12 protein-coding genes are annotated in these 12090 nt (G+C 71.6%); 8 read left to right on the top strand and 4 right to left on the bottom strand.

Annotated elements, in window-relative coordinates; translation table 11 throughout:
• Positions 1-278: AbrB family transcriptional regulator (locus RT91_RS17280; protein WP_035188745.1), on the top strand; the 278-nt coding region annotated here is incomplete at its 5' end.
• Here RT91_RS17280 and RT91_RS17275 read toward each other — a convergent pair.
• On the bottom strand, positions 279-3698 hold the full coding sequence (locus RT91_RS17275; RefSeq protein WP_035188743.1) for an indolepyruvate ferredoxin oxidoreductase family protein: 3420 nt from the start codon (positions 3696-3698) through the stop codon (positions 279-281).
• Here RT91_RS17275 and RT91_RS21665 point away from each other — a divergent pair.
• Positions 3679-3939 (top strand): hypothetical protein, encoded by a 261-nt coding sequence (locus tag RT91_RS21665; protein WP_148360988.1) that lies wholly within the window; start codon positions 3679-3681, stop codon positions 3937-3939. The two genes, RT91_RS17275 and RT91_RS21665, sit on opposite strands and share 20 nt — an antisense overlap.
• Before the next feature lie 34 nt (positions 3940-3973).
• On the opposite strand, the gene RT91_RS17270 is transcribed toward RT91_RS21665, so the two are convergent.
• Positions 3974-5458: an MDR family MFS transporter gene (locus RT91_RS17270; protein ID WP_012040060.1), complete on the bottom strand. Its 1485-nt coding sequence runs from the start codon at positions 5456-5458 to the stop codon at positions 3974-3976.
• A gap of 189 nt (positions 5459-5647) precedes the next feature.
• On the opposite strand from RT91_RS17270, the gene RT91_RS17265 reads away from it, so the two are divergent.
• The gene (locus RT91_RS17265; RefSeq protein ID WP_007423225.1) at positions 5648-6238 is read left to right on the top strand and encodes a DUF2889 domain-containing protein; all 591 of its coding nucleotides are present in this window, start codon (positions 5648-5650) and stop codon (positions 6236-6238) included.
• 4 nt (positions 6239-6242) lie between these two features.
• Positions 6243-6821 carry an antibiotic biosynthesis monooxygenase gene (locus tag RT91_RS17260; protein WP_035188741.1) on the top strand — a complete coding sequence of 193 codons (579 nt, stop codon included), beginning with the start codon at positions 6243-6245 and terminating at the stop codon, positions 6819-6821.
• A 16-nt stretch (positions 6822-6837) separates the two neighbouring features.
• Here RT91_RS17260 and RT91_RS17255 read toward each other — a convergent pair whose 3' ends face one another.
• On the bottom strand, positions 6838-7473 hold the full coding sequence (locus tag RT91_RS17255) for an aldolase (protein ID WP_007423223.1): 636 nt from the start codon (positions 7471-7473) through the stop codon (positions 6838-6840).
• A complete protein-coding gene (locus RT91_RS17250; protein WP_007423222.1) occupies positions 7470-8378 on the bottom strand; it encodes an NAD(P)-dependent oxidoreductase in 909 nt (302 codons plus the stop codon). Before RT91_RS17250 ends, RT91_RS17255 begins: the two co-directional genes overlap by 4 nt.
• Positions 8379-8495: 117 nt before the next feature.
• On the opposite strand from RT91_RS17250, the gene RT91_RS17245 reads away from it, so the two are divergent.
• The 4 genes from RT91_RS17245 to RT91_RS17230 form a co-directional block, all read left to right on the top strand.
• Complete coding sequence (locus tag RT91_RS17245; RefSeq protein WP_012040056.1) at positions 8496-9593, top strand: LacI family DNA-binding transcriptional regulator; 1098 nt, start codon at positions 8496-8498, stop codon at positions 9591-9593.
• Positions 9594-9638: 45 nt separating this feature from the next.
• Positions 9639-10550 (top strand): L-threonate dehydrogenase, encoded by a 912-nt coding sequence (ltnD, locus tag RT91_RS17240; protein WP_012040055.1) that lies wholly within the window; start codon positions 9639-9641, stop codon positions 10548-10550.
• Positions 10551-10577: 27 nt separating this feature from the next.
• Positions 10578-11351 (top strand): 2-oxo-tetronate isomerase, encoded by a 774-nt coding sequence (gene otnI / locus RT91_RS17235; protein ID WP_012040054.1) that lies wholly within the window; start codon positions 10578-10580, stop codon positions 11349-11351.
• Positions 11348-12090 (top strand): four-carbon acid sugar kinase family protein (locus RT91_RS17230; RefSeq protein WP_035188738.1); only part of this gene is annotated, 743 nt, incomplete at its 3' end. The genes otnI and RT91_RS17230, both read left to right, overlap by 4 nt.

Raw genomic sequence — 12090 nt, 5'->3', positions numbered from 1 at the left:
GCCGCGCGCTGCCGACGGCGCTGGCGCTCATCCTGCTGGTGAACGTGATCTGCGCCGGGCTTGGCGTTCTGCTCGCGCATCTCGCCGGCGCCTCGGATTTCGACGGCTATCTCGCCACGCTGCCCGGCGGCATCTATGCCGCGCTGGCGATGGCGATCGCCGCCCGGACCGACGTGACCTTCGTGCTCGCCGTGCATGTGCTGCGGGTGGTGCTGGTGATGTTCACCATGCCGCTCTTCGCCCGCCTGCTGCGCCGCCGTGCCGGCTTGAGCGGCTGACTATTCCGCCGCCGCCGGCAGTCGCGGCGCGGCTGCCGGGGCCGGCGCGATGAAGGCGGCCTCGCGCTCCGCCCAGCGCGCCCCGGCGGCGGCGAGGTTGCGCGCCTTCACATGGCCGAAGCCGCGGATCTCGGCGGGAATCGCGGCCAGCGCCAGGGCGGCGGCGAAGTTGTCCTCGGCCAGCATCAGCGCGATCCGCCGCGCCGTGGTCTCGTAGCGGCCGATCAGCGCGCGCTCGCCCCGCCGCTCGGCGCTGTGGCCGAACGGGTCGAGCACCGTGCCGCGCAGCACCTTTAGCGGCGCCAGCGCGGCCAGCGCCTTCAGCATCCAGGGGCCGTATTCGCGCTTTTGCGGCAGGCCGGTCACCTTGTCGCGCCGGGCGAGCAGCGGCGGGGCGAGGTGCAGGCGGATATCCCGCGTGTCGGTGAAGGTGCGCGCGAGCTCGGCGCGGAATGCGGGACGGGAATACAGCCGGGCGACCTCGTATTCGTCCTTGTAGGCCATCAGCCGGTGCAGCGTGCGCGCCACGGTTTCGGCGAGTTCCGTCGAGTTTGGCCGCACCGCACGCTCGGCCTCGCGCACGGCGGCGACCGTCTCGGCGAAGCGCGCGGCGTAGCGGCGGTTCTGGTAGGCGGCGAGATCGTCGCGCAGCATGTCGAACAGCGCGTCGAACCCGGAAGGCTCGGCCCCCGGCGGTGCCGCCACCGCCGCAACGGTGCTGCGGTCATGCGCCGCGGCGCGGCCCCAGGCGAAGGCGGCGAGGTTGAGGGCGACCGCCCGCCCGTTCAGCTCCACCGCCTGCGCGATCGCCGCCCGGCTCACCGGCACGAGCCCGCGCTGCCAGGCATAGCCGAGCAGGAACAGGTTGGTCGCGATCGCGTCCCCCATCAGCGCGGTGGCGATCGCGGTGGCCTCGATCGTGTCGAGATGCGCCTCGCCCACCCGGCGCGCCAGGCTCTGCCGCAGCCGCGCCATCGGCAGCGAGAAGGCGGGGTTGCGGGTGAACTCCCCGGTGATCGTCTCGTGCAGGTTGACCACCGCCCGCGTCTGTTCGCCGAGGCAGTCGAGCGTCTCCCGCTCGCCGGCGACCAGCGCGTCGCAGCCAAGCAGCAGGTTGGCCCGGCCCGCCGGCACCCGCAGCGCCTGCGCCGCCCCGGCCGCCGCCCCGAAGCGCAGATGCGAGACCACGGCGCCGCCCTTCTGCGCGAGGCCGAGCACATCGACCACCGAAACCGGCGTGCCGTCGAGATGCGCGGCCATGCCGAGCAGCGCGCCGATCGTCACCACGCCGGTGCCGCCGATCCCGGCCACCACCATGTCCCATTCCGGCGGCGGCAGCGCGGGTTCGGGCAGGTCATCGGGCGGGGCGGCGCGGGTCGCCTCCGGCCGCTTCAGCCCGCCGCCATGCACGGTGACGAAGCTCGGGCAGAACCCCTCGACGCAGGAGAAATCCTTGTTGCAGGCGGATTGGTCGATCGCCCGCTTGCGCCCGAACGGGGTTTCCACCGGCACCACGGCGATGCAGTTCGACACCAGCGAACAGTCCCCGCAGCCCTCGCAGACGCGCTTGTTGATGAAGGCGCGCTTCGCCGGGTCGGCCATCGTGCCGCGCTTGCGGCGGCGGCGCTTCTCGGTCGCGCAGGTCTGGTCGTAGACGATCGCGGTGACACCGGGGATCTCGCGGATGGCGCGCTGGATCGCGTCCAGCTCGCGGCGGTGCGATACCCTGACGCCGGGCGCGAGATCGGCAACACCCTGGTATTTCTCGGGCTCGTCGGTGACCACCTCGATCCGCTTCACCCCCTCGGCGGCGAGTTCGCGGGTGATCTGCGGCACGCTCAGCGGCCCGTCGACATGCTGGCCGCCGGTCATCGCCACCGCGTCGTTGAACAGCACGCGATAGGTGATGTTCACCCCGGCGGCGATGGCGGCGCGGATCGCGAGCAGGCCGGAATGGTGATAGGTGCCGTCGCCGATATTGGCGAAGACGTGCCGCTCGGTGGTGAACGGCGCCTGGCCGATCCAGGCCGCGCCCTCGCCGCCCATGTGGGAATAGACATCGGTCGCGCGGTCCATCCACGTCGCCATGAAATGGCAGCCGATGCCCGCCATCGCCCGCGAGCCCTCCGGCACTTTCGTGCTGGTGTTGTGCGGGCAGCCGGCGCAGAAATGCGGCACCCGGTGGGCGCCGAAATCGAGCGCGTGGCCGGCCTCGATCGTCGCGGCGAGGTGCGCGAGCGCCGCCTCCCGCGCCTCGTCCGGCAGGAGGCGCTGCGCCCGCCGGCCGAGCCCGAGCGTCACATCGGCGGCGGAGAGGTCGCTCTCGGCGCGGAACAGCGTGGCCCCGGTCTCGTCGCGCTTGCCGACGATGCGCGGCGCGCCGGCCATGCCGTAGAGGATCGCCCGCAGCTGGTCCTCGATCACCGGCGCCTTTTCCTCGACGACGACGATCTCCTCCAGCCCGCGCGCGAACTCCCGCACGATCCCGGGCTCGACCGGCCAGGTCATGCCGAGCTTGAGCACGCGGGCGAAGCCGAGCCCGAGATCGGCCCGCGCCTGCTCGACATCGAGAAAGGATTTCCCGGCGGTGACGATGCCGAGCCGCGCGCCGGGGGCGGGTTCGACGATGCGGTTGATCCGGTTGGCGGCGACGAAATCCATCAGCGCCGGCCGGCGCAGGCCGAGCACCCGCGCCTCCTGCGCCAGCACCGGCTCGTGCAGCCGCATCGCGACGCTGTCGGGGTCGATGTCCGGCAGGATGATCGGTACATCGAGGCCGGTCTCGACCGAGGCGGTGCAGTCGATGATCTCCTCGACCGTCTTGAACCCGACATAGAGGCCGGAATGGCGCGAGGCCGCCCAGCCATAAAGCCCGAGTTCGAGAATGTCCGCCACCGAGCTCGGCGCCAGCACCGGCACGCCGGCGGCGATCAGCGCCGGCTCGCTCTGATGCGCGACGGTGGAGGATTTCGCCGCGTGATCGTCGCCCGCGACCACCAGCACGCCGCCGTGGCGCGTGGTGCCGGCGTAATTGGCGTGCTTGAGCGCATCGCCCGAGCGGTCGACCCCCGGCCCCTTGCCATACCACATGGCGAACACGCCCTGGTGTGTGGCGCCGGGGAAGAGCGGGACGATCTGGGTGCCCCAGATTGCGGTCATCGCCAGGTCCTCGTTCACGCCGGGGCGGAAGACGATGCCCTCCGCCGCCAGCACCGCGGCGGCGGCATGGGCCTGGATGTCCACCGCGCCGAGCGGCGAGCCGCGATAGCCGGAGAGAAACCCCGCCGTGTTCAGCCCCGAGGCCGCATCGCGCCGGCGCTGCGCCAGCAGCAGCCGGATCAGCGCCTGGGTTCCGGTCAGGATCACCCGTCCGGGGCCGGGGCGGTAGCGGATGTCGAGCATGGTGTCGGCGGTCTTCATGCGGAATTTCCCCCGCCCGGCCTTTGCGCCGGGCTTTTTATCCGCTGCGAATTATGCGCCGCGTGATCGAAATTTGCGAGCAAAATCAGGTTTTTGTCCGGATCGTAACGGCTTGCCGATCGCTGCGCGCGGCGGCGCCGCGCGGCAATCCCGCTGCCCTCGCGCCGCGTGGATCGCGAAATTTTATTGCGCGGGGGACGAGGCGGCCCGGATGCCGCGCCGCATCATCACGGAAACGTGATCTCGTCCGCGCCGCGCGGCGCGGGGGCAAAACGTCAGTGGCCGATCGCGGCGGGTTCGGCGTCGGCCTCGTCGGTGTCGGTGCCGTCGGTTGCCACGGTTTCGCGCAGCGGCGTGTCCTCCACCCGGATAGCCGCGACGAGGCCGAGCAGGGCGAAGCCGGCGGTGATCAGGAACGCCGCGTGGAATGCCGCCGGCAGCGCCGGGTTCGCCGCCATCGCGCGTTCGGCCGCGGCGCCCGGCGCGTCGATCTGCCGGCCGAGGCGCAGCAGCAGCACCGCGCCGGCGATGGTCGCGCCGAACGCGCCGCCCATGGCCCGCAGCAGCAGCAGCGTCGCGGTCGCGGCGCCGACATCGTGCCGGGTCGCCGCATTCTGCACCGCGACGAGGTTCGAGGGCAGGACGAAGCCGATTCCGAGCCCCATGACGAAGCAGTTGAAGACGACGAGGCCGAGCGGGGTCGCGCGCGGCAGCAGGCCGAGCAGGACGAAGCCGGCGGTGCCGACGACGAGGCCGCCGATGAGCAGCTTGCGCGTCCGCCCGGTGCGCCGCGCCACCTGGCCGGCGGCGTAGGCGCCGATCGTGCTCGCGATCATGAACGGCATGATGTCCCAGCCGGACTGCGCGGCATTGGCGCGGTAGACCAGCTGGAAGAACAGCGGCAGCAGGAAGATCGCCGAGAACATCGCCAGCGCCGTGAGGAACCCGATCCCGACCAGCCGCACGAAGGAGGCGCTGCCGAACAGCCGCATCGGCAGCAGCGGGACGGCGGCGCGCGCCTCCCACCGCCAGAGGGCGGCGATCAGCGCGAAGCCCGCCGCGAAAATGCCGATCACCGGCGCCGAGAGCCACGGATAGTTCCGCCCGCCCCAGGACAGGCCGATCAGGAAGGCGGTGACGGCGCAGGTGAGCAGGGCCGCGCCCTCGTAGTCGATCCGCCCGCCGCGTGCCACCGTCCTGAGCTGGCGCAGCCCGATCTGGCTCAGCACCAGCGCGGCGAGGCCGAGCGGCACGTTGAACCAGAAGATCCACTGCCACGAGAGATGATCGGTCACCCAGCCGCCGACCACCGGCCCCGCGGTCGAGGCGACGCCCCAGGTCCCGGCCATGTAGGCCTGATACTTGCCGCGCTCGCGCGGGCTGACCACGTCGGCGATCGCCGCCTGCGCGATCGCCATCAGCCCGCCGCCGCCCACCCCCTGCAGCGCCCGCCCGGCGATCAGCCAGGGCAGGGTTTCTGCCGTGGCGCAGACGCAGGAGGCGAGGACGAACAGCGCGATCGAGGGGATCAGGGTCTGCCGCCGGCCGAACTGGTCGGACAGGCGGCCGTAAAGCGGGGTCGTCGCCGTCGAGGTCAGCAGATAGGCCGTCACCACCCAGGAGAGATGGGAGAAGCCGTGCAGCCCCGCCGCCATCGCCGGCACCGCGGGGATCACCACCGTCTGGTCGATCGCCGCCAGCAGGATGCACAGGATGATACCGGAGATGACCTGAAGCCGTTGCCTGTGCGTGTATTCCATGGGTCCGTTCGGGTGGCGCGGGGAGGGGCGATGAAAACGAGGCGCGACAGATTGCGCCGGTCTCGCGCGGCAGACAACCGCGCGCGAGGGGCAGCAACCCTGTCATGCATCGCGCCGGAGCATTTGCAAGCCGTCCGGGCAGCGCTTAACCTATTCGTCAACATCGAGATCAGGGAAAGTTTTCGCTCCATGCCCCTCAGCCATGCCGAATCCCGGCAACTGCTCCACCTGCGCGACATCGCGATCCGCGGCTATCTGCGCGCCGACGGCCTCGTGGACATCGAAGCCCACATGAAGGACACCAAGACCTACAGTTTCGGCAATCACGACCGCGGGCGGATCAACGCCGGCGAGGCGCTGCACGGGATGGGTCTGCGCCTGACGATCGACGACAAGCTCACCGTCGTCCGCGCCGAGGCGGCGATGGACGACACGCCGCACGCGATCTGCCCCGGGGTGGCGCCGAACTTCGCCGCGCTGGCGGGGCTGACGATCGGCAAGGGCTTCCTCAAGGGGGCGATGGAGCGCGTCGGCGGCACGGCCGGCTGCACCCATCTGCGCGAGCTGCTCCAGCAGGTCGCCACCACCGCGATCCAGACGATGTTCTCGATCCGCGCCCACAAATCGGCGCGCGAGGGCGGCACCACCGAGGACCGCTGGGACATCCCGAGCGCCCTGCTCAATTCCTGCCACGCCTATAACGAGCAGGGGCCGCTGGTCGCCAAGGTTCGCGCCCGGGCGGAAGAGCGCCGGCGCGAGGCCGAGGCGGCGGCCGAATAGAGCGATGCACGCCGTCATCTTCGAGGTCAGGCCGAAGGACGGCCGGCTGGACGACTATTTCGGCCATGCCCGGCTGCTGCGGCCCGAACTCGAAGGGATCGACGGGTTCATCGAGAACATCCGCTATCGCAGCCTGACCCGGCCGGGATGGCTGCTCTCGGTCTCGCTCTGGCGGGACGAGGCGGCGCTGATCGCCTGGCGCCGCCACGCCCTGCATCACCGCGCCCAGGAAGAGGCGCGGCGCGCGCTGTTCGCGGATTATCGCCTGCGCGTCGGGGTGGTGGCGGAGGCGGACTCCGCAGGCGTTTCGCTCCTCACCGCGCGGCGTGAGGGGGCGGCGGGCATGACGGCGGAGGCCCTGGCCCGCGACCTCGGGCTCGACCCCGCGGTGCCTGGCCTCGTCGGCTGGGACGTGTTCGAGGCCGTCCTCACCCCTGGCGATGTTTTGCTCCTCCGCAGCGGAACGGGAGCCGGGGCGGGCGAGGGGGCGTCGCACCGGCTGGTGCGCGTCATCCGCGACTACGGCATGACCGACCGGCGCGAGGCGCCGCAACATTTTCTCGACGAAGCCGGCCGGGCCTGACGGCGGGGAAGGGGAATCAGACCCCGAATTTCGCCCGCACCGCCGCCTGCTGTTCTGTCGTCAGCAGCCGCGGGTTGAGCCCGCGGGTGAGCAGGTGCAGCTTCGCCGTCTCCTCCAGCTCCTCCATCGCGAACACCGCCGCCTGGAGCGACGTGCCGGCGACGACCGGGCCGTGATTGGCCAGCAGCACGGCGCTGTGCTTGCCGGCGAGCCCGCGAATGGCATCGCCCACCGCCGGGTCGCCCGGCACGTGGAACGGCACCAGCGCCACCTTGCCGACGCGCATCATCACATACGGCGTCAGCGGCGGCAGCGCCTCCGCCGGGTCGATCTCCGGCAGCAGCGAGAGGGCGACGGCATGGGTCGAATGCAGATGCACCACCGCGCCGGCCTCTGGCCGCGTGTCATACAGCGCGTCGTGCAGCGGGATTTCCTTGGTCGGCTTGTCGCCGGAGACGAGCCGGCGGTTCGCGTCGAGCCGGGCGATGCGCGCGGGGTCGAGAAAGCCGAGCGAGGCGTCGGTCGGCGTGCAGAGCCAGCCGCCATCCTCCAGCCGCACGCTGATATTGCCCGAGGAACCGGGCGTCAGCCCCCGCTCGAACAGCGACCGGCCGAAGCGGCAGATCGCCTCGCGCAGCGCGCTCTCGCTCATTCCGCCCGCTTCACCCCGTTGGCCTCGGCGATGAAATCGGCCAGCATCGGCACGAAATCGTCGCCCCGCCCGGCGCCCACCGCCTGGGCATAGGAATTGCGCACGGCGGCGGCGAGCGGGTTGGCCGCGCCCTGCGCCACCGCGAAGGCGTTAAGATAGGCGGTGTCCTTCAGCGCGTTGTTCAGCGTGAACTTGTGGGCGTTGCGGTCGCGCCCGACCACGTATTGCATGAAGGTCTGGTAGAAGCCGCAATCCATCCGCCCGCCGGCGATCACGCTGTGGAAGGTCTCGGCCGAAAGCCCGGCCTTGGCGCCGAGCATCAGCGCCTCGGCATAGAGCGCGCCATAGCCCATCGAGAGGAAGTTGTTCAGCAGCTTCATCGTGTGGCCGGTGCCGGTCTGCCCGGTATGGATCACGCGCTGGGCGAAGGTGTCGATGACCGGGCGCACGCGGGCGACATCCTCGGCGGCGCCGCCGATCATCACGTCGAGCGTGCCTTCCCAGGCGTCCTTCGGCGTGCGGCCGAGCGGGGCGTCGAGCAGGGTGATGTTGCGCGCAGCGAGGCTCTCGGCGAGCGGCACCGTGACCGACGGATCGGAGGTCGAGCAGTCGACGATGGTGAGCGTCCGGCCGGCGGCGGCGAGGCCGTTTTCCCCCTCGGTCACGGCGCGCACCTGCGGGCTGCCGGTGACGCAGAGGAACACGATGTCGCTCGCCTCGGCGATCTCGCGCGGGGTTTTCGCTTCCTTCGCGCCGCGGCCGATCAGGTCCTCGACCGGGGCGCGGTTGCGGTGCGCCATCACCGTGAGGGCGTAGCCGGCCTCGACGATGTTCTTCGCCATGCCGTGGCCCATGAAGCCGACGCCGATGAAGCCGATGGAGGGTTTTGATCCGCTGCCCGACATTCCTGTTTCTCCCGATATCCGACCGCTCCTGTATAGGAGCGGCGCGGTGGTAGCGCAACCAGATTCTGACAGCGCTACCATCTTGCATGGGACGCCGATCTCCGCGATAGTCGCGGCATGAGAGGAACCCGCGCACGCGGTGCCACGGCCGATGAAGCGAAACAGGCGACGGGCGAGGCCTGCGCGGCGCCGCGCCGCACCCGCCGCCGGCGCGCCGCCGTGACGCTGAACGAGGTCGCGGCGGGCGCGGGGGTTGCGCCGATCACCGTCTCCCGCGCGCTCAACAATCCGGCCTCCGTCTCCCCGGCCCTGCGAAGCCGCATCGAGCAGGCGGTCGAGCAGCTCGGCTATGTGCCGAACCGCATGGCCGGCGCGCTCGCCTCGGCGCGCACCCGCGTCATCCCGGTCATCGTGCCCTCGCTCTCCAATGTCGTCTTCGTCGAGGTGATCGAGGGCATCCAGGAAGCGGTTGAGGCGCAAGGCTACCAGATGCTGCTCGGCAGCACCGGCTACGATCTCGGGCACGAGGCGGCGCTGGCCGCCACCCTGCTCGGCTGGGCGCCGCCGGGCATGATGGTCGCCGGCCTGCGGCACGAGACGCGCACCGCGACGCTGCTGCGCAACGCCGGCATCCCCATCGTCGAATTCATGGAAACCGGCCGCGCGCCGATCGACATGAATGTCGGCCTCTCGCATGTTCGGGCCGGTGCCGCGATGGCCGAGCACCTGCTCGCGCGCGGCTACCGGCGCATCGGCTTCGTCGGCCTGCGCATGAAGGACGATTACCGCGCCCGCCAGCGCTATGACGGGTTGCGCCGCCAGCTCGCCGGGAAGGCGGCCGTCGTGCTGTTCGACCGCGAGGGCGGGGCCGGGCAGGGCGGCGGCCAGCAGGTCGGCTGGGACGCGCTGCCGGACCTGCTCGCCATCACCCCGGCGCTCGACGCGCTGTTCTTCGCCAATGACGAAATGGCCGTCGGCGCCCTGCTGCGGGCGCGGCGCGACGGGACCGACGTGCCCGGCCGCATCGCCATCGCCGGCTTCAACGGCCTGCCGATCGCGGCGCTGACGACGCCGACGCTGACCACCATCGTCTCGCCCCGCAAGCAGATCGGCCGCGAGGCCGCCGCCATGCTCCTTGCCCGGATCGCCGGGCGGGAGCCGACCACCCGCCGCCTCGATGTCGGTTTCACGCTCGAGGCGGGCGGCAGCACATGAGATTCAGGAGAACGGCATGACCATCGCTTCAGCGGACGGACGGCAATGAGCGCGGGCGAGGGCAGGGCGGCCGCCGTCATCGGCCTCGGCTCGATGGGGGGCGGCATGGCCGCCGCCCTGCTGCGCGCCGGATTCTCGGTCCGCGGCTTCGACGTCGTTCCCGCCAATCTCGAGCGCCTCGCCGCCGCCGGCGGTGCGCCGGCCGCATCCCCCGAGGCCGCCGCGCGCGGTGCGGAGATCGTCGTCAGCGTCGTCGTCAATGCCGAGCAGACCGAGGCGGTGCTGTTCGGCGCGGCCGGCTGTGCCGCGGCGATGGCGCCGGGCGCGGTCTTCATCTCCTGTGCGACGATGGCGCCGGAGGCCGTCCGCGCCCTGGCCGCCCGGCTGGAGGCGATGGGCATCCACTATCTCGACGCGCCGATCAGCGGCGGCACCGCCCGCGCGGCGGAGGGAAAACTCACCATCATGGCCTCGGGGAGCAAAGCGGCCTTCGCCGCCGCCCGCCCCGCGCTCGACGCGATGGCCGCCACCATCCACGAGCTGGGCGACGAGCCGGGCACCGGCGCCGGCTTCAAGATGGTCAACCAGCTCCTCGCCGGCGTGCACATCGCCGCCGCCTGCGAGGCCGTCGCCTTCGCCGCCTCGATGGGCCTCGACCTGCGCCGCGTCTACGAGGTGATCACCGGCTCCGCCGGCAACAGCTGGATGTTCGAGAACCGCGTCCCCCACATTCTCGATGCCGACTACGCCCCGCGCAGCGCGGTGGACATCTTCACCAAGGATCTCGGCATCGTGCTCGACATGGCGCGGCGCGGCCGGATGCCGGTGCCGATGGCCTCCGAAGCGCTGCAACTCTTCCTGATGACCGCCGCCGCCGGCATGGGGCGGGACGACGATGCCTCCGTCGCCCGGCTCTTCGCCCGCATCGCGCCGATCTCGCTGCCCGAACCGTCCTGACCCCATCTGCCTGATCCGGAGGGCCCCATGCCCCGCTTCGCCGCCAATCTCTCGATGATGTTCAACGAGGTTCCGTTCCTCGACCGCTTCGCCGCCGCCGCGGATGCGGGGTTCGATGCCGTCGAGTTCCTCTTTCCCTATGAACACCGGCCGGAGGAAATTGGCGCCCGCCTCGCGAAGCACGGGCTGACCCAGGCGCTGTTCAACCTCCCGCCGGGCGACTGGGCGGGCGGCGAGCGCGGCCTCGCCGCACTGCCCGGCCGCGAGGAGGAGCTTGCCGCCGGCACCGCCCGCGCGCTCGACTATGCGGCGGCGACGGGTGTGACCCGCCTGCACCTGATGGCCGGAATCGCCGACCCCGCCGACCCCGCCGCCCGCGCGCGCTATCGCGACGCCGTCATCCGCACCGCCGAGACGCTGGCCCATCACGGCATCGACCTGCTGCTGGAGCCGATCAACGGGCGCGACATGCCGGGCTATTTCCTCAACGATGTCGACGCGGCGGCCGCGTTCATCGCGGGCCTCGGCATCGGCAATGTCCGCCTCCAGTTCGACATCTATCACTGCCAGATCATCCACGGCGACGTGACGATGCGGCTGCGCCGGCTGATCCGCCAGATCGGTCATGTGCAGATCGCCTCGGTCCCCTCGCGCCACGAGCCGGATGGCGAGGAGCTGAACTATCCCTTCCTCTTCGACGAGCTGGACCGGCTCGGCTATGCCGGCATCGTCGGCTGCGAATACCGCCCGCGCGGCCGCACCGAGGACGGCCTCGCCTGGTTCGCGGGGCGCGGCCGATGAGCCTGCGCCTCGCCTGCATCGCCGACGACTATACCGGCGCCTCCGACCTCGCCAACACGCTCAGCCGCAACGGCCTGCGCACGGTGCAGACCATCGGCATCCCCGCCGATGGCCTTGCCCTGCCGGAGATCGACGCCATCGTCGTCGCCTTCAAGATCCGCTCCGTCCCGGCGCGGGAGGCCGTCGCCGCCGCCCTCGCCGCCGCCGAGTATTGCACGGCCCGGGGGGCCGGGCATGTCATGTATAAAATCTGCTCCACCTTCGATTCGACCGACGCGGGCAATATCGGCCCGGTGACCGAGGCGCTGGCGGCCCGTGCCGGCGGCCTCTGCGTGCCGGTCTGCCCGGCCTTTCCCGAAACCGGCCGCACCGTCTACCAGGGGCATCTCTTCGTCGGCGCCGTGCCGCTCGCCGAAAGCCCGCTCAAGGACCACCCGCTCAACCCGATGCGGGATTCCAACCTCGTCCGCGTGCTCGCCCGCCAGTCATCCCGCCCGGTCGGCCTCGTGCCGTTCGAGGTCGTCGAGCGCGGGGCGGCGGCGATTTCGGCGGCGCTCGATGCGGCTTTGGGCGAGGGCAGGGGGGCCTGCATCGTCGATGCCATCGCCGAGCGGCATCTTCTCGCCCTGGGCGAGGCGGCGCTGCGCCGCCCGGTCTCGACCGGCGCGTCCGGCCTCGGCCTCGGCCTCGCCCGCGCCATCGCCGGCGGCGCCGCACCGGCCGCCGCCCCCGATTTCCC

The organism is Acidiphilium sp. JA12-A1 (assembly GCF_000724705.2).
GTDB lineage: Bacteria > Pseudomonadota > Alphaproteobacteria > Acetobacterales > Acetobacteraceae > Acidiphilium > Acidiphilium multivorum.
Note: the sequence above shows the minus strand (reverse complement) of the source record. Positions and strands in the feature narration are given on the sequence as shown.

What these genes read in the sequence shown, in the direction of transcription:
- RT91_RS17275 (WP_035188743.1), bottom strand. Translation starts at nt 3,698, where the DNA reads ATGAAGACCGCCGACACCATGCTCGACATCCGCTACCGCCCCGGCCCC.
- RT91_RS17245 (WP_012040056.1), top strand. Translation starts at nt 8,496, where the DNA reads ATGAGAGGAACCCGCGCACGCGGTGCCACGGCCGATGAAGCGAAACAG.
- RT91_RS17265 (WP_007423225.1), top strand. Translation starts at nt 5,648, where the DNA reads ATGCCCCTCAGCCATGCCGAATCCCGGCAACTGCTCCACCTGCGCGAC.
- RT91_RS17250 (WP_007423222.1), bottom strand. Translation starts at nt 8,378, where the DNA reads ATGTCGGGCAGCGGATCAAAACCCTCCATCGGCTTCATCGGCGTCGGC.
- RT91_RS17260 (WP_035188741.1), top strand. Translation starts at nt 6,243, where the DNA reads ATGCACGCCGTCATCTTCGAGGTCAGGCCGAAGGACGGCCGGCTGGAC.
- RT91_RS17270 (WP_012040060.1), bottom strand. Translation starts at nt 5,458, where the DNA reads ATGGAATACACGCACAGGCAACGGCTTCAGGTCATCTCCGGTATCATC.
- ltnD (WP_012040055.1), top strand. Translation starts at nt 9,639, where the DNA reads ATGAGCGCGGGCGAGGGCAGGGCGGCCGCCGTCATCGGCCTCGGCTCG.
- RT91_RS21665 (WP_148360988.1), top strand. Translation starts at nt 3,679, where the DNA reads ATGGTGTCGGCGGTCTTCATGCGGAATTTCCCCCGCCCGGCCTTTGCG.
- RT91_RS17255 (WP_007423223.1), bottom strand. Translation starts at nt 7,473, where the DNA reads ATGAGCGAGAGCGCGCTGCGCGAGGCGATCTGCCGCTTCGGCCGGTCG.
- otnI (WP_012040054.1), top strand. Translation starts at nt 10,578, where the DNA reads ATGCCCCGCTTCGCCGCCAATCTCTCGATGATGTTCAACGAGGTTCCG.